Annotated in this window: 13 protein-coding genes; 6 read left to right on the plus strand and 7 right to left on the minus strand. The window is 55.7% G+C overall.

From position 1 onward, the window contains the following. Positions 1-94 precede the first annotated feature (94 nt). The 3 genes from AC1DIS_RS21355 to AC1DIS_RS21365 form a co-directional block, all read right to left on the minus strand. Positions 95-253, minus strand: coding sequence for a DUF3309 family protein (locus tag AC1DIS_RS21355; RefSeq protein WP_105341824.1), 159 nt, complete (start codon positions 251-253; stop codon positions 95-97). A 180-nt stretch (positions 254-433) separates the two neighbouring features. Continuing rightward, complete coding sequence (locus tag AC1DIS_RS21360; protein ID WP_008026537.1) at positions 434-634, minus strand: DUF1656 domain-containing protein; 201 nt, start codon at positions 632-634, stop codon at positions 434-436. Continuing rightward, on the minus strand, positions 624-2,771 hold the full coding sequence (locus AC1DIS_RS21365; protein WP_477743051.1) for an FUSC family protein: 2,148 nt from the start codon (positions 2,769-2,771) through the stop codon (positions 624-626). The genes AC1DIS_RS21360 and AC1DIS_RS21365 overlap by 11 nt, the downstream gene beginning before the upstream one ends. 210 nt (positions 2,772-2,981) lie before the next feature. On the opposite strand from AC1DIS_RS21365, the gene AC1DIS_RS21370 reads away from it, so the two are divergent. Both AC1DIS_RS21370 and AC1DIS_RS21375 read left to right on the plus strand, forming a co-directional pair. Further along, entirely contained in the window at positions 2,982-3,881 is a 900-nt protein-coding gene (locus AC1DIS_RS21370; protein WP_477743050.1) for a bestrophin family protein, read from the plus strand. Between the two features lie 76 nt (positions 3,882-3,957). Beyond that, positions 3,958-5,013, plus strand: a complete 1,056-nt coding sequence (locus AC1DIS_RS21375; RefSeq protein WP_477743049.1) for a tetratricopeptide repeat protein — start codon at positions 3,958-3,960, stop codon at positions 5,011-5,013. An 85-nt stretch (positions 5,014-5,098) separates the two neighbouring features. On the opposite strand, the gene AC1DIS_RS21380 is transcribed toward AC1DIS_RS21375, so the two are convergent. From AC1DIS_RS21380 to AC1DIS_RS21395, 4 genes are all read right to left on the minus strand, one after another. Further along, a complete protein-coding gene (locus AC1DIS_RS21380) occupies positions 5,099-5,476 on the minus strand; it encodes a response regulator (protein ID WP_018926027.1) in 378 nt (125 codons plus the stop codon). A 44-nt stretch (positions 5,477-5,520) separates the two neighbouring features. Continuing rightward, positions 5,521-6,735 (minus strand): hybrid sensor histidine kinase/response regulator, encoded by a 1,215-nt coding sequence (locus AC1DIS_RS21385; RefSeq protein WP_477781066.1) that lies wholly within the window; start codon positions 6,733-6,735, stop codon positions 5,521-5,523. Positions 6,736-6,813: 78 nt separating this feature from the next. Beyond that, positions 6,814-7,626, minus strand: coding sequence for a CheR family methyltransferase (locus AC1DIS_RS21390; protein ID WP_477743048.1), 813 nt, complete (start codon positions 7,624-7,626; stop codon positions 6,814-6,816). Next, a complete protein-coding gene (locus AC1DIS_RS21395) occupies positions 7,626-11,117 on the minus strand; it encodes a response regulator (RefSeq protein ID WP_477748370.1) in 3,492 nt (1,163 codons plus the stop codon). The genes AC1DIS_RS21390 and AC1DIS_RS21395 overlap by 1 nt, the downstream gene beginning before the upstream one ends. Positions 11,118-11,375: 258 nt before the next feature. Here AC1DIS_RS21395 and AC1DIS_RS21400 point away from each other — a divergent pair, with 258 nt between their 5' ends. From AC1DIS_RS21400 to AC1DIS_RS21415, 4 genes are all read left to right on the plus strand, one after another. Further along, positions 11,376-11,738 carry a response regulator gene (locus AC1DIS_RS21400; RefSeq protein ID WP_018926031.1) on the plus strand — a complete coding sequence of 121 codons (363 nt, stop codon included), beginning with the start codon at positions 11,376-11,378 and terminating at the stop codon, positions 11,736-11,738. 200 nt (positions 11,739-11,938) lie between these two features. Continuing rightward, the gene (locus AC1DIS_RS21405) at positions 11,939-15,730 is read left to right on the plus strand and encodes a M35 family metalloendopeptidase (RefSeq protein WP_477743046.1); all 3,792 of its coding nucleotides are present in this window, start codon (positions 11,939-11,941) and stop codon (positions 15,728-15,730) included. A 146-nt stretch (positions 15,731-15,876) separates the two neighbouring features. After that, the gene (locus AC1DIS_RS21410; protein WP_064618045.1) at positions 15,877-17,172 is read left to right on the plus strand and encodes a glycosyltransferase; all 1,296 of its coding nucleotides are present in this window, start codon (positions 15,877-15,879) and stop codon (positions 17,170-17,172) included. A gap of 149 nt (positions 17,173-17,321) precedes the next feature. Beyond that, positions 17,322-18,076: phosphatidylinositol-specific phospholipase C domain-containing protein (locus AC1DIS_RS21415; RefSeq protein WP_477781067.1), on the plus strand; the 755-nt coding region annotated here is incomplete at its 3' end.

Genomic DNA, 18,076 nt, shown 5'->3' on the forward strand with positions numbered 1-18,076 from the left:
CTCATCAGCAAGCTAGGTAGCGAACCTCAGACAAGGCGGCAAGGGGCTCGAAACAGCTACATGCCGCTGTTCAGTCAAGCCCGGCGCCAGTCAATCAAAGTCGCCCCATTAGCAGCAGCACGATGACGATGATCACCACAATGCCCAACCCACCGCTTGGCCCGTATCCCCAGCTCCTGCTATGCGGCCAACTCGGGAACGCACCGATCAACAGCAGGATGAGAATAATTAACAGAATTGTGCCCAAGCTCATGGCTATCTCCTCGGACGCATGAAGAAACTGGCTGGTTGACTATCGCTCAAAGCGCGTCCAGCAATCTGACAGAGCCCAGATTGAGTGTATTCACAGGCACGAGTCTGTACGCCAACGCACAGAGTCCGCTCAGAAGCTGATGCGCGGTTCAACGTTAATGGCCCCAGTTGAAATTACAGCTCAGGCGCCCATCACCAGAATCAACGTTGCGCATACGCAGGCATACAACGCGCCTTCGAACAGGGCTTCATGCCAGACAAATCGCAATACCCCCAGGCGGCGCAAGGTCCAGTCCAACAGCAGAAAAATCGGCAAGGCCAGCAACAGCGCCTGGGCGATTGGCGGCAGATAGACGCCCCCCACTTCCAGATCAATGGGCAAGGGCTGGCACTCCTTCCTTGTCTGCGGGCTGAAAGTATTTGCGATGGCGCTCCAGAAACGACACCACGATCAACAACGCCACGCGCATCCTGAATACCGACCACAGGTGTTCATGTACGTCTAGATGCAAGTCGTCCATTTCATCGCCCAAGACATGCAAGCTTCCGAGCAACTGCACAAGGTCAACCCCGGGTCGCCCGGCGATCAATCGCCCGGTCTCTCGGACTGCCGCCAGCAAACGGTTCTGTTGTTGCGTACTCAACAACGTATTGCTCTGCCCCTGCTGCCTGAGCTGGTTCAAAGCCACCCCCAGCGCCATGCACCCGAGGCTGACTTCGAACAGCTCGCGGGTATGCTTGTCGCTGGTCACCGGCAATAGTCCCAACATCATGGTCAGGCGATCGACCATACGGCTTTCAAACGCAAATTGCTGTTCATCGGTGGCCGGCGTCTTCAACAAAGCGTAGACCTGCTCGCAGCTTTCATTGAACAGGCGGCGCATTCGTAAATCGGGCCTGAACGGGAAGATCAAGGCATACACGCTGAGCGCCATCACGGCCGCGCAGATATACGCACCGGCAAACTCGAACCACTGAATGGCATTGTTTTGGCCGATTCCTGCGTTTTGCGGCCCCAGCAACAGCATGGTCGTCAGTCCAAGACCAATGCCTGTGCCAGTGGTTGGCGGACTGGCCAGCCCCACCGCGACCGCGTACAGCAATGGCGCAAACAACAAGGCGAGCAACTCGAAGTCACTGATCATCGGCATCAGCATGAACAGATAGAACGCCGACACCACCAAGGCCAGACCCAGCCCCCTGGCAAAGCTTTGACTGGCCAGCAACGGTCGCGGAAAAGTCGCCATCAGCGAACAGAGAATCCCCACTACAATCATCCCGCCACGGGCCCCATCCCAAGCAGTCTCGATCCAGATCAGCCCCGCCACCAGTAACGCGGTAAATGCCCGGATTGCGTTCATTGCTGCCAACGTGAAGTCCAGATGCAACGGGTTGTCCTGGCCGCGGAACACGCAACTGGCTTCCCGTCCTTCCTGGATCGCGTCGCTCAGTTCCAGAATCTGCCCCAGTTGCTCCAACATCCGTGCCTGCTCCCAGCGCAGTGCCCAGGCCAATGAACGCAGCGTGGCAGGCATCGTCTCGGTGAGTTGTTCGGCCTTGTAGGCCTGGTCATCGAAACGCTGTTGCAGCGTCAAAAAATGATGCCGCGCCTCAATCGACAATGAGCGACCTTGCACGGCCAACTCATCAAGGAATGCCAGTTCCTCGCTGCGCAACCGCTGTATTTCTTCCGGCAACGCGCCCTCCCAACGTTCSGTGAGTAATTGCCGCTGGTGACGCAAAGCCGTCAGCCGCGAAGTCAGCAGCACCAGTTGATTGCCAAGCAACTGCACCAGGCTATTGGCACTGCGCAACCGTGGTGCATCGAAGTACAAATGTCGACGCAGCCCTTCAAGGGCGCTGATCTCGCCCAACAGTTGCATTTGCCGCTTGTGGAAATCGGCCTCGCTTTCCTCGGTTCGAATCACCGCTGCCGCGTGAGTCGCGAGCAGTTTGATCACTTGATCGATCTTGGCGAAATAACCCTTGGCCACCGCCTCCGGTCGCGCCGTCAGAAGGCTGACAACGCACACGCAGGCCACCGCCAACAGTGTTTCTGTCACGCGAGTGACGGCCAGCAGGAATGTACCCTCCTGATCGGGTTGCGCCAGCAGTGCCACCACCACCGCCGTGTAACCGCTCAGGACAAACGCTTGGGAACTGGTGTAGCGCAACAAGGTGCCGCCGGCGGTACACAGCGCCAACCACAAGGCCAGGGTGATGATGAAGGGCAGCGGCGCCTGGGGGAAAATGGCCATGATCAACACCGCGACCGCCGCGCCCAACGTGGTGCCGATGATCTGGCCGAAACTTCGGGCCAGGGCCATGCCGCCCAATGGCTGACTGACAATGATCACCGCCATGATCGACCACTTGGGCTGGTCGAGGTCGAACACAAAGGCCAGGTACAGCGTCAGCAACCCGGCCACGATGGTTCTCAGGGCAAACAGCAGCACCTCGCGTCCGGGGTTGAGAATCGCCTTGAAGTATTGAAGCAGCGGTTGCATGGGAGCGCTCATCGAGTCATCTCCTGCAAGCGTAGTCATTGCTTCCTTGCTTCGACGAGTTTCAATGTCGACAAGACCTGTAGGCCATTTCGCCGATGGACACGCCTGCGTCGATAGAGCCTGTCGATCACTTCGTCAGCCAAAGCGATTGGACAGGATCCCCCCATGCCCCTAGGCTGAAATCGCTGCGCAAGCATCACTCTCTCTATAAAGCCCCTGTCCATGATTGTGCGTCCCAAGCCGAACCTGCTCGGCATGTTGTTTTCCCTTAAAGGCTCGATTGCCAAGCGCATTGCCTTGCGCAGTCTGTTGGTGACCCTGTTGGCGTCGGTAATCGTGCTGGTGGAGATCTGGCACCCGGCGTATTTCTCCAAGGTCAACGCCACGCCGTTCACCCTGCTGGGTCTGTCGTTGTCGATCTTCATGAGTTTTCGCAACAATGCCTGCTACGACCGCTGGTGGGAGGGCCGCAAGCATCTGGGGCAGTTGATCATCGAAGTGCGATCGTTGATTCGTCAAACCCAGGGGCTGATGGCGGCGGCCGAACGTGAACTTATGCTGCGTGAGCTCTGCGGGTTCGCCCATGGCCTGATCGCCCGCCTGCGCGTTGAAAACGAGATGAGCGCCATCAAGCCGTGGACGCAGGATGCCGTGGACGCAGAGCATCCGAACATCACTGACGCGCTCTTGCAGCGGATCGGCGTCCGGTGCTCGGCCCTTGCCGAACGCGGCCAGATCAGCGAATGGCGTTATACCCAACTGGAAACGCGACTGGTCAGCCTCAGTCAGGTCCAGGCCAGTTGCGAACGCATCAAAAGTACGCCGCTGCCCTTCCCCTACACCCTGTTGCTGCACCGCACCATCTACCTGTTCTGCATCCTGTTGCCGTTCGCCATGGCCGAATCTCTTGGCTGGCTGACACCGGTGATTACCGCCATTGTCAGCTACACCTTTTTCGGCCTCGACGAAATTGGCGACGATCTGGAAGACCCGTTCGGCTTCGATGAGAACGATCTGCCGTGCAATGCGATTTTGCGCACGCTGGAGCGCGAAGTGCTGGCAGCGTTGGGGCAAACCGACTTGCCACCGGCCCTTGAGCCCGATGACTACGTGCTGAACTGAGCCAGGGTTTGACTCACAGCCCGGCCTGACCGAAGCTGGTGACCTTGTAAAAGCCTGTCAGCTCCCGGATTCCTGCATGCCTCAGTCCCGCCGCTATCTGCTCATCAGCCTCTGTGCACTGTTTGCCCTCGCCCTTGCCTGGTTTTTTTTGCGCAGCACGACGCCCGTGGTGCCGGAGGCAATTCGACGCGGCTACAGCGAAGCGCTGACCCAGGCACGCATGGGTCAACCGGGGGCGGCGCGGGTTCTTTACCAGCAATTGGGCCGCCCTGACCTGTCCGACAAGCGCCGCGTCTGGCTGCATGCCGAACTGCCCAACTACCCCAGCCCGCAAGCCTTGAAACTGGCGGATGCGGACCTGCAACATCCATCGTCGGAGGTACGCATCGCGGCGATCAAAAGCATCAGCGGTTTAGTGCCCAATGGACAGCGAAGTCTGTTGCTCGGGCCCTTGCTCGATGACAGCGACCCAAGCGTCCGGTTTGCGGCGGTCAACGCCTTGCTGGGGCTGTCTCCGGATGAGCTGGGGTTGTATTTCGGCCCCCTGGAGCAAGCCATTGACGCTTGGGAGCAGGTCCTCAAGCAGCAGCCGGAAAGCGCCGACACCCAGTACCAACTGGCGCGCCTGCATTTGCACAATGCCGAACTGAAGGACGCGCAGCAGGCATTGGAGCGCACGTTGCAACTGGCGCCCGGCAACTTGCCGGCACTGGTGATGCAGATTGACGTGCTGGATCGACTGGGCCAAAGCGATGCCGCCCAGCAATTGTTGGCGAAGCAGTTAAAGGCCCAGCCCGATTCGGCCTACTTGCAACATGCGTTGGGGCTCTGGTTGCTGCATCACGGGCAAAGTGAGTTCGCCTTGCTCGGGCTGTCCAAAGCCGTGGAGCTTGAACCCGACAATAAGGATTACCGCTACGACCTGGCCACCACGTTGCATGGTGAACAAGAGCTGGAGGCCGCGCAGAAACAGCTGCAGGAAATCGTCCAGCGCCACCCGGCCGATCGCAAGGCGCGCGTGCTGTTGATCAACTATTGGAAGGAAAGCGGACAGTTGCAGAACGTACAGATCCTGTTGGCGCAGCTCGAGCAGCTCAATCCGGATGATCCGGCGTTGCAGCAAGGGCTTTAATCAAGATCAAAAGATCGTCCGAACGCGGCCCGAGCCTTCGGCAGCGCCTACAGGGGGGCCGTACGACACAACCGTCGACACAGCTTCAGGAGAGCATGTCCTGCATGATCTGTTGCAACACATCCAGATCGAATGGCTTGGCCAGGATCGGTGCCTTGCGGGTGATCGGGCTGTCGGTCTCGCGGATTTCCTGCGGGTAACCGCTGATGAAGATCACCTTGAGTTCCGGTCGCAGCTTCACGGCTGGTTCGGCGATTTGCACGCCAGAAATCCCGCCAGGCAGGCGGAAATCGGTGATCATCATGTCCAGGTTTGGTTTGCTCGCCAGGATCTCAAAGGCCTGCTCACCATTTTCGGCTTGCAGCACCCGGTAACCTTCACCCGACAAATAAGCGGACAGCACCATCAAAATCGAAGGGTCATCTTCAACGATCAGTACCACGTCTTGTGCATCTTCACTCATGGAAAACCTTTGTTCGGTCAATAGCTGCTGATACGACCATGTGGTCAATCAGAGGTTGCGTTCATCGGGCTGTTTTCCTGCAGCGGCAGACAAACGCGAAACAAGGCGCCTTCGCCAATCCGGCTCTCGACGGTAATGGAGCCACCATGGGCGGCGACAATCTGCTGCGAAATAAACAACCCCAGGCCCAGCCCCGCCACCACGGCCCTGGTGGAAACCCGCTCGAACTGCTGAAAAATGCGCTGTTGATTCTCTACACCGATCCCGATACCGCGATCCTGAACCTCAACCCGCGCTTGCCCGTGGTGATTGTACACGCGAACGTCGATCGCGCTCTTGGCACCATAGCGCAACGCATTAGTCAGCAGATTGCAAATCACTTGTTCGATACGAAACTCGTCCCAGTCGCCCATCACGGGCTGGTCGGCGATCAAGCTGACTGACGACTCTGCGGCCTCAACCTGCGGTGCGAAGTTCTGCAAAAGATTGTGCACCAGTTGCACCAGGTCAAACCGACTGGGGCGGATAGACAGCTTGYCGGTGCGGATCCGCGACACATCAAGCATGTCTTCGATCAGGCGGATCAAGCTTTTGATCTGCCGTTCGTCGCGCTCGACCATGGCGTGCATTTTGTCCAGGGTGAACGCCGCGGCGTTATCCCGGGCCAGGTGCATTTTGCGCAACTGGGTTTCGAGGATCAGGCCATTGAGCGGTGTACGGACTTCATGCGCAACGATGGACATGAAGTCATCGCGCATGCGCACCGCCTGCTTCAGTTCTTTCTGGGTGTTCTGCAACTGTTCGAGCAACGCCCCCTGTTCGCGGCGACTTTGCTCCAGGGCTTCGACCTGTTGCTTCATCGCCTTGCTCTGGCGATACAGATCGACGAAGACATTGACCTTGCTCTTGACCGCGTGAACATCCAGCGGCTTGTGCAGAAAGTCCACGGCTCCGCTTTCGTAGCCCTTGAATGCGTAGTTGAGATCACGGCCAGCGGCACTGACGAACACAATCGGGATGCTTTTGGTTTTTTCCGTGCCGCGCATCAACTCGGCCAACTCAAAGCCGTTCATGCCGGGCATCTGCACATCGAGAATGGCCAGCGCGAATTCGTGCTGCAACAACAGCGACAGGGCTTCGTCGGCGGACAAGGCCTTGTAGACGATGAGGTCCTGCCGCTTGATCAACGCCTCAAGCGCCAGCAGGTTCTCCGGCAGGTCGTCTACGATCAGTAGTTTGGTCTGGATGTCACTTGGCATGGGATACGTTCCCGCTCGACACGCAGACGGCCGAAGCACCGATCACGATAGCTTCTACACAAGGAATACCTGCACTGTTCATGATTTGCGGTAGATCCTTTCTTGTTTGACCAACGGCTCAAACTGATTGCCATAGGCCGAAAAATCCAGGGTTTCCTTGCTGCCCAGTGCCAGAAAGCCCCGATGACACAAAGATTCGTGAAACAAGCCGAACGTTCGATCCTGAAGCTTTTTGTTGAAATAAATCAGTACATTACGACACGAAATTAATTGAGTTTCGGAGAATACGCTATCGGTGGCCAGGCTGTGATCGGCGAAGGTTACGTTGTCGCACAGGCTCTTGTCGAAAATCGCGTAGTCATAAGCCGCCGTGTAGTAATCGGCGAACGAACGCTGACCACCGGCCTGCTGATAATTGTGAGTGTAGGCCCGAACATTCTGCAGGGAGAAAATCCCCTGCCTGGCTTTATCCAGCGAGCGCGGGTTGATGTCGGTGGCATAGATGATGGTGCGATCCAGCAAGCCTTCTTCGCGCAGAAGGATCGCCATCGAATAGACCTCTTCGCCGGTGCTGCAACCGGCAATCCAGACCTTTATCGACGGATAGGTCTTGAGCAGCGGCACCACTTCCTGACGCAGCGCCAGGAAGTGCGAAGGGTCGCGAAACATTTCGCTGACCGGAATCGTCAGCAATTGCAGCAGCTGCATGAATGCGGTCGCATCGTGCAGGACCTTCTCTTGCAGCGCCGAGATGGTATTGCACTCGAATTGGCTCAATGCATGGTTGACCCGACGCTTGATCGACGCGCCGGAGTAATCGCGAAAATCGTAGCTGTATTTGAGGTAGATCGCTTCGATCAGCAACCTCAATTCGATTTCGCTGCGCTCCATTAGAGGCGTTCCATCTTCGGTAACCACACACGAATCAGCGAGAACAGGCGATCCAGGTCGATGGGCTTGGCCAGGTAGTCGTTGGAGCCGGCCTGCAAGCAGCGCTCCTGATCGTCCTTCATCGCCTTGGCCGTCACCGCAATGATCGGCAGCTTGCGCCAGCGCAGATCCTTGCGGATTTCCTGGGTGGCTTCGAAACCATCCATTTCCGGCATCATCACGTCCATCAGCACCAAGTCGATGTCCTCGACTTCATTTAATCGCTCAATTGCTTCACGACCGTTACGGCCAATCACCACCACCGCGCCCTTGTGCTCCAGCGCACTGGTCAGGGCGAAGATATTGCGTACATCGTCGTCCACCAGCAGCACTTTGCGCCCCTCGAACACCTTATCGCGGCTGCGGGCGGTCTTGAGCATGGTCTGGCGTTCATGGGATAACCGGGATTCGACCTTGTGCAGGAAGAGTGTCACTTCATCCAGCAACCGCTCGGGCGAACGCGCGCCCTTGATGATGATCGAGCGCGAATACTTGCGCAGTTCGGCCTCTTCGTCCCGGGTCAGGTTGCGTCCGGTATAGACGATCACCGGTGGAAACGAGCAGATATCCTCGCAGGACATGCGCTTGAGCAAGTCGTTGCCAAGCATGTCCGGCAGTTTCAGGTCGATGATCATGCAGTCGAAAATCGTGGTGCGCAGCAAATCGAGTGCATCCTGCGCCAGGCCGACGGCAGTGATTTCGACGTCCTCGTCGCCGATCAATCGGGCGATGCTGTCACGCTGCAGATCGTCGTCTTCGACCAGCAATATGCGTTTGACCTTCTGGGTCAGTTTGGCTTCGAGGCGGGCAAACACCTCCTTGAGCTCCTCGCGCGTAGTCGGTTTGACCGCGTAACCGATGGCGCCCATGTGCATGGCGGCCTCGACACGGTCTTCGACCGAGATCACATGCACGGGAATGTGCCGGGTTTCGGCTTGCTCTTTCAGGCGCTGCAACACCGTCAGCCCGGAATGATCCGGCAGGCGCATGTCCAGCAGGATCGCGTCGGGGATGAATTGCCTGGCCAGGTCGTAGCCTTCATCGGCGCCGTAGGCCACCAGGCACTGATAACCCAGTTCATGGGCCAGATCGTAGAGGATACGCGCAAAGTCCGGCTCATCTTCCACCACCAGGATGCAACGAGTGGCGAACGGCGCCCCGTAGCGATCATCATCGAAACGCGCGATTTCGACCTCGGCAACCAGCGGCACAGGCGCGGTAACCACGATGGCTTGCGGCATGGTCACCGGCGTAGCTTTCATCGTTTCGACAGGCGTATCGCCCGGTTCGATGTAGTGCTGCGGCAACACCAGGGTGAACACACTGCCCTGCCCCGGCGTGCTGGTCAGGCTGACGGAGCCGCCCAGCAAGGTGGCCAGATCACGAGAAATCGACAGGCCCAGGCCGGTTCCGCCGTAACGACGGTTAGTAGTGCCGTCGGCCTGACGGAAGGCTTCAAAAATGCTGTCCTGATGATCCGGCGCAATGCCGATCCCGGTATCACGGACGATAAAGGCGATGCCCTCGCCTGGCTGAGCCGCGACAATCAGGCTGACTGTGCCCTTTTCGGTGAACTTCACCGCGTTGGACAACAGGTTCTTGATCACTTGCTCCAGGCGCTGGCGATCGGTGAACAGCATCAGCGGTGCGTCAGCGCGCAATTCGACTTCAAAATCCAGTTTCTTGTCCGCGGCCAACGGCTCGAACATTCCTCGCAGGCCTTCCACCAGGCGCGCAACGCTGGTGTTCTCCGGACGCACCTCAAGCTTGCCGGCCTCAACCTTGGAAATGTCGAGAATGTCGTTGATCAGGTTGAGCAAGTCGTTGCCGGCGGAATAGATCGACTCGGCGAACTTGACCTGCTCGGCGCTGAGGTTTTCCTGCGGGTTTTCCGCCAGCAATTTCGCCAGAATCAACGAACTGTTCAGCGGCGTGCGCAATTCGTGGGACATGTTGGCAAGGAATTCGGATTTGTACTTGCTGGCACGCTGCAATTCTTCGGCGCGGGCCTCGAGCTCAAGCTGGGCCTGATTCAGCTGGCTGTTCTTCAGGTCCATGGCATCGCGTTGCTCGGCCAGGATCTGCGCCTGTTCGGCGAGTTGCTCGTTGGTTTGCTCCAGCTCGATCTGCTGGGTTTCCAGGTGAGCCTGGGACTCCTTGAGAACCCGCGACTGCTCTTCCAGCTCTTCGTTGGCGCTCTTGAGTTCTTCTTGCTGAACCTGCAACTCTTCGTTGAGTTGCTGGGTTTCGGCCAGCACTTCCTGTAAGCGCTGGCGATAGCGCGCCGCTTCGATCGAGGTGCCGATGTTACCGGCAACCAGTTCGAGCAACTCGATGTCACGATCTGTCAGCGGTCGCAGGAAACCGAGTTCGATCACCCCGTTGACGCGATCGTCATCGCTGGTCGGCACCGCCACTACACTGCGTGGTAAACCTTCGCCCAGGCCGGAGCTGACTTTGAAGTAGTCCCCTGGCACCTCATCAAGACGAATCAGGCGCGCCTGTTGCGCCACCTGGCCGACAATCCCTTCGCCATTGTAAATCTGCTGCTCAAGTGCTTCCTGTTCCCGGGAGAAACCGTAAGACGCGATGCGCTTCAGGCCGCCATGCTCCTCACGGACATAGATCGCCGCGACGGCGCTGCCCAGGTATTGCGCGCAGAACTGCAGGATATTGCGGCCCAACAGATTGAGCGATAACTGCCCCAGGACTTGCTCGGCCAGTTCGGTCTGGCCATTGCGCAACCAGGCCTGCTGTTCCAGACGCCGGGCGCTGGCCTGTTGCGCGGCGAGGTTGACGCTGTAGCTGCGGGACAGGTTGAGTAGATCCCGGCGGCCGACATAGGCCAGCAATCCGCTGATACCGGCCACGAACAACAGATAAAGGGCGATGCTCCAGATTGTGGCGCTTCGCACTTCTTCATTGCGCGTGGCACGCAACTGCTGCTCCATGTCGATCACGTCTTCGAATTGCTTGCGGATCTCATCGGTCAACCGTTTGCCGCGCCCGACCTTGACGACGCTGCGGTAATCACCGCCTGCGCGCTGCAAATCGATTATCGATTGCGCGTAATTGGCCCATTCCGTCTGCAAGGCCTGGAGCCGGTGCAGGCGGTCGGTTTGCACCGAATTGTCCGCGGTCAGTTCGAGCAAGGTATTGAGGGCGACCGTTATTCTTGGCTTGGCCGTCTCATAGGGCTCGAGAAATTGCTCGTCGCCACTGAGCAGGAAACCGCGCATACCGGTTTCCAGATCGACGGTCAGTTTTACCGCTTCATTGGCATTATTGATCACCCGGTCCGAGTGCTGGACCCACTGGATCACCGACAGCAGATAGGTGATCAGCAAGACAAAGAACGCCGCGCTGATGACACCGACACCCAACGGCAGGCTGACGTTGCGGCTCAGGAGTTTACGGAATCGTTGCTCATCAACCGCAGGCGCAGAGGTCATGGGAAGCCTTGTCGAACTGTTGGATGCCATCGAGTCTGCCCCAAATCGGCCGAGGGGATCCATTTTTCTGACACGTTTTTCGGCAATACCCTGCATTTCACTGCTCCGGCGCAAAGGAGCGGTTATTCTTCGCGGCTCTTGTGCGGCTATTGTTCTTTGTAACGCCTCGGGAACTTGTCGTGATCCGTCCCATACTCATGCAAGAGCCCGGCGATTTCGATCGACGCTATCGTAAATCCAACCTTTGAGAGCCCCACTATGTCCACCAACACATCCACCATCCTGGTCGTCGAAGACGATGCCATCGTGCGCACGCTGATCGTCGATGTGCTGGAGGAACTGGAATACCGGGTACTTGAGGCCGATGGCTGTGAAGAGGCGCTGGATTTCATCAACGATGAGGACCAGCACATCGACCTGCTGATGACCGATGTGGGGCTGCCGGTCATGGACGGCCGGGAGTTGGCGAAACAGGCACGCCTGCTGCGCCCCGAGTTGCCGATCCTGTTCGCCAGCGGTTATGCCGAAAGCATCGAGGTGCCTGACGGCATGCATGTGATCGGCAAGCCGTTCTCGATTGATCAACTGCGGGATAAGGTCAAGGACATACTTGAAGTGTAACTAAGCGCTTAAGCCGCACCGAGCACCTGCTCCTGAAAAGAGCGGTGCTTTTTAGTTTTTCCGCAACGGAACAGTCCGCACCCTCAACAACTTTATGACCCCACCTGAAACAGGCACTAATACAATGCCAGTTGCCCAATAACTTAAACTAAAAGAGGATCCTCACACCTTTAAGCAACAACCAGTAGAAGGAACTACTAATGGACCAACAGCACACAGCTGCGAATTATAATTTGCAACTATCCAACCCTCAAGACATCACCCCTCGACTTAAACAAGGCATTGAGAGCGATAAAATCGAGCGAGGCGAAATCATCGCACAGCTTAAAAAGGCTATTTCCGGAAAAGAAAACAATGAGCAGATAGACTGGGAAGCGCTATTCATTACAGTGACCGAAGGTTCTTCGTTCGAACAGGCGCTGCGCCCCGGCGCTGTCATGTTGCAGAGCATGATCGACAAGCCCGCCTTTAAAGAAGTGCTCGCCTACTATTCCGTCCATCCCGATGCTTCGTTCTATGTTGTCGATGCAGGTCACATCATCGCCTCCCATAATGGCCGCGAAATACGATTGACCGCAAAGACCAAACTTGATCCGGACCTCAATGATGATTTGGTTGCAATCGCGGATATTGCAGCAACCATCGACAGAGTGGTGTTCTTCGACAATCGGCTGGGTGTTGCTCAATGGATCACATTCCACGAATACGAACTGCCCGTAGATGTAAAACGCATAAAAAACCTGATCAAACATCTAGAGTTTGACTACCACCCTTCCCCTGCATTGGGTAACTACTGGGAAGCCATCACGAGCAGTGAGGACAGGGCTTTGGTGTTGTCGGCGGATGACAGGCAAACAATTCGTACCTTGACCGCTCAGCACATCGGCGGACGCGGAAAACTGCTGGTGGACCTGTGTAGCATTGCATTGGGAAATCGTTCGAAAACAGCAAACCGATTGAATTGCCGCGAACTGCTGCATGAATTGGGTGTACACCCCTATTTCAAAAGCTGGTCCGAAAGTTACTTAAAAGCGCTTGACTGGTACGGATCCAAATCAGGTGAGTCCGTCTCAGAGTTGAACCTCGAGCAGGTGCTCATGACTGCAATTATTCTCGACATTTACCCGGACGCGGGAGGCGACGAGCGTCGAAATCACATCGCGGGTTACAACCTTTATGCACCTGAAAACATAGAGAAATCGGTTCCAGAGGTTTTCACTGAACTGGAACGGCATCTTGAGAATGAGCATGACATTCCTTCTAACACCAGTACGCTCGCCGCCTACTTGCTGCTGGCAGGCAGGGCACCCGAATTTCTGGTAAGAAATCTGCCCGAATCATTGCGACTGGGCACCCCCGAATGGATTACGTTCTGTCGGGGTGTTGCCATAGCAGAAGCCAACGCTTGCGGTTCCGTGCTTTCCATGACATTTGCCAACGTCATGCAACTTGAAGCGATTGAGCCAGTCAACAAGGAGCAGGAAATTCTGCACAGCGTGCTGTCAGTCGACCCGATTATTGACTGGGCGCTGTTGAACAACGTGATTACTCTTGAGCAGGTGGTCAGTGACTATAAAGGTTCTGGTGATCGTGCTATTGAGGCTTATCAGACCTTTGCGGATGTATATTCCCAAGCAGTCGCCACGTTATCGACCCCACTGCCCAGCCGAAAAGCGATTTCCCGGGAGATACTTGAGCAGATCGTGCCGGACTGCGATTTCATCGACGAAAAAATACTGTTCGAGAAACAACGGGGTTGGCACGAGTTCAACAATTTCGAGCCGTTAGCCATGTCCATGGTAGAGCTCAACATGTCCAACCATCTGGGGACACTGAACTGGGATTTGAAAAGAAGCCCTAGTCTCTACCAGAGATTTCCGCACCTTGTGCCTAATCTGGTCTCTACGGAGGGGATTTTCAAACGTCGTTTTGACCAGGCTTATGCGCCATTGGAAAAAGCGATGGCCAGTATTGTCAAGCTGGCTTTGTCGGCGTTACCGCCGGCTGACCGGGTTCGTTTGCTATGCGGTGAAGTCACTTTCTTCACTATCCGGCCCTCGGTTGCCATCATCCAGCCTCCCGATTTGTTTCCTCAGGAAAAACAGAAAGCCAAAGATGAAGCCACGGGTCGCTATGGCGTCGTGATGTGCTCGAAATATGAAGGCCGGTTGTATTGTTATGAACTGTTCACCTTGCACGGTGAATGCAGGGAGAACCCTCAACTGGCAGCACTTGTGCAAAAAGAAGGTCTGCTGGCACAACCTGCGAGACTGGACTTTACCGATCACATCAACAGTTTGAGCAAAGCCGAAAAAATCCACAATTTGCCAACTGATATAGAGAGCTATACCCATGGAGTTCCACCAGGCAACACCCGGTCCAGTCATGGGGTAATTGAAAAACTGGGATCATTGAACGCATCGGTAAAAACAACACGCACTATTAAGCCTGGTTATTATGAGAGTTATCAAAGCGGAGAATTCAGCCCCCTGACAAATTTCATTTTGAAGCATCGCCCCCTCTGGACGTACGACGAACTGATAGAAGACGCACGGGGCCGAACGGAACTGGAGCAAAGACACTCAAAGGAAGAACAACAATTCGAGACATTCATTAATATTATTGTGCCTTTTAAATCCTGCATCGAAGACTTCTTCTCCGACGATCCGGACCGTAACAGGGGCAGTACGCTGTCCTGCACGCTTGAACTAGCGATGACCGTTTTGCTGGTCGTTGGCGTCGCTGCAAAAGCCGCTAGCATCGCGGCAAAGGCCGTTTCCACAGCCTCGAAGACCAGAGCGCTAGCCAAGTTGGGCCTAGGGTTTCTCCACTCTGTGTTCAACCCGCTGGACGGTACGCCAGAGCTGATCCTGGGCGTCGGAAAGTATTTAAAGAAAGGTGTATTGGGTATCAGTCGGGCTGGCTTGAACTCTTTGGAAAGTGCAACCCATCAACTTCGAAGACTGACCGGCAGTGCTGACGCTTATGACTTGATCAAAGCGGCGCAACGAACTGATATCGGACAAGGAACCTGGCGTCCGCTGGGTAGCTCTGGAGATTCTTTCGTCGTGTCTGCGGTCCGCATGCAGGATGACTGGTACGCTCTCAACCGGCTGGGGCAGCCGTGGGGAAAGAAACTCAAAAACTTCGACTTGAGTTTCAAGTCCTACGTTCGCAAGAAACTCCTGCCGGATAGCTTCGTCTCCGCCTATGTCAAAAGAAGCTTACCGATCGCCCAGACAAAAATTGACACCGCACTGCATCAACTGGTGGCGAACAGTGCTGATTTCGAAGTAAAAGCAGTAATAAAGTATTTCTTCGGCAACAGTTCCGCTCAAACTGTTGAGCACCTGACCGAAGCATTACGCAAAATGAAAAAAGACCTCAATCACATCTCCCTGAAGAACATAGATATTGTAAAAAAACCTTCGGACGGCGCGCTGGCGGCAATGCTTCCCGAGACCTTCGCGCGATGGAAAGCAGCGAATTACCCTGCCGATTCAGTTAACAGTCGATTCATTAAGATCTACTCGGACAATATGACTGACTTTTTCCAAAAGGAAAGGTTCGACAGAGGACGGATCGCTGATGGCGTGGTGCATGAGATGTCTCATGGCTCACAACGTACGATTGACCTGATGTATGGCAACCCGGATCCCGCATTTGGTAAGGCCGGCGATGTCGATGTGACTCAGTTGATGAATCTGGCGAAGCATCCGGAAGGATTAGATCCTTTCACATTGCGGGATGCCGATCACAAGGGGTTCCGTGAGTTTAACCAGCTTAAAAAAGACTTGCCCAAGATCGTTGCCGAGGCTCCTGCACTCCTGAACGCCGACTCTTACGCCCTGGCTATTGGCTTGCTGAATCAACGATCGGCCAATTACCCGCGCTTTCTCGAAAACCTGGGCCGGATGAGGAGCAAGTTCGACACCGCAACCGGTAAGCACATCACGGAGGCTGTGATCATTAATCTGTCTACACTCGCCTAGATGCTTGGGACAGAAAATCTCTGTCAACAGGGGCGCTGACCTCCCGTCGACTCAAGTAAACGGCCGCAAACTCACAGGAATCGCCTCCTGTGGTTTAATTGCGGCCTTTTCTTCGTCCCTCCTCGCCTACACCAAGGAACACTGTCATGAGTCAGCTCAACGCAACCAAAGTCCTGGTCATTGGTTACGTCTGGCCCGAGCCCCGTTCTTCAGCGGCCGGTGGGCACGTCATGCAAATCCTTGAGACATTCTTGCAGCAAGGCTGGGACGTCACCTTCAGTAGCCCGGCCGGCACCGGCGAACATCGGGCTGATCTGACGGCGTTGGGCATTCGTGAAATTCCGATTGAATTGAACAACAGCAGTTTCGACGACTTCGTCAGTGAACTTGCTCCGGACATAGTGCTGTTCGATCAGTTCATGATGGAGGAGCAGTTTGGCTGGCGGGTCGAAAAATACTGTCCCGATGCCCTGCGTGTCCTCGAGACATCGGATCTGCAAAGCTTGCGGCACGCCCGGCATCAGCGCCTCAAGGATCGCTTGAAGGTCAATGACGACAATAATGATTTCAGCGACTTGTTCGCGCCGGCGTTGCGCGAAGAGTTCGAACTGATGGCTGATACCGATCTCGCCAAACGGGAGATTGCTGCGCTGTACCGTTGCGACTTGAACCTGATGATCTCTGAAGTGGAGATCGAATTGCTGGTCGAGCAGTTCAAGCTGCCGCGCAACTTGTTGCACTGGTGTCCGCTGATGGTCGAACCTGAGCTCGTGCCGCCGACAGCCTTTGAAGATCGGGCGCACTTTCTCAGCATCGGCAATTTTCGACATGCGCCGAACTGGGATGCGGTGCTCTGGATGAAAACAGCTATCTGGCCGTTGATCCGCGAGCAACTGCCCACGGCTCAGTTGCATATCTACGGCGCTTATACCCCCCCCAAAGCTACCGCGTTGCACAACCCGGCCCAGGGCTTTCATGTCATGAACTGGGCAGAAGATGCTTTGCAAGTGATGTCGGCGGCACGCATTTGTCTGGCGCCTCTACGCTTCGGTGCCGGTATCAAAGGCAAGATCGTCGACGCCATGTTATGTGGCACCCCCACGGTGACGACGCCCATCGGCGCCGAAGCCATGCATGGCAATCATCCCTGGCCTGGGACCGTGGCCCGCACGGCACGGGAACTGGCTGACTGTGCGGTGCGGCTGTATAAGGATGAAGCGCTTTGGGCGCAGGCCCAATCCCACGGACAGAGGTTACTGGCCGATCGATATAAAATGTCGGAACATGGCCCGGCGTTGATCAAGAAGTTGTTGCACTGCCAACAGCACTTGACTCAACTTAGACGCGATAATTTTACCGGTAGTATGTTGCGTCATCACCACCATAAAAGTACGCAATACATGGCGCAATGGATTGAGGCGAAAAACCGAAACCCTGCCTAAGTTACGCACAACCAAATACACATATCTTGCATTATCACAACGATTGATCGCCCCGCTCTTTCCCTTTATAAATTATTGACCGAAGTGAGTAACAGCCACTCACTTCGGCCAACCGATAACACCTATCAAACTATGCAAGGAAGCATTAAATGGACAAYAYTGTTCAGAACAACTACGYAYTTAGAAACTGGATGGCCAGCACGCCGGCAATCGATACACTGTCGCTCAATGAGTTGACACTGCCAGGCACCCATAACGCCGGAAGCGACTGGAAAGCCACTTGGCTGCAAGGCCCGGGAGCCCATTGGCTGGCCTGTCAGCATAAATCGTTTTATTCCCAGCTACACAACGGTTCCCGCGCGCTGGATATTCGCCTGACTTACGACGCCCGCGCGCCGGGACTTGGAAAATTTCGCTGTCATCATAACAATTATCGCAATGACCGAACCCTGGGCCAACTTGTAACCGATGTAGAAAAATTCCTCCAGGAAAACCCCAATGAATTCATCATCCTGGACTTTCACGATCTGAGCGGAAGCACGTTTGACTTCGCTTATTTTAATGACATGATGATCCACTTTCTCGGTCATCGGATCATTCCCAGCAAAAACCGGTCGCTGAGTCTGCGTCAACTCAAACAAATCAGTTCTTTGCAAAGAATACTGGTCGCAGCCCCCAGGAACAGAGCCCTTGATCAAAACCTATTCATTGAACAGATCGAGCACAAATGGTCTGGAAACGGCCTCACCAGTGCCTCCGAGTTGGAGCAGCACATTATAAAAGTGCTGAAATTCCCGCCAGGCACATGGGCCCCATGGTCCCTGTCCGCGACCAGTTATAGCGCTCTCGGTGGTCCGGTAGATATTCACGATGAGCTTAATTCGTGGTTTGACCCGAATAAAAG

The sequence above is a fragment of the Pseudomonas sp. 05N433 genome, from assembly GCF_056396925.1.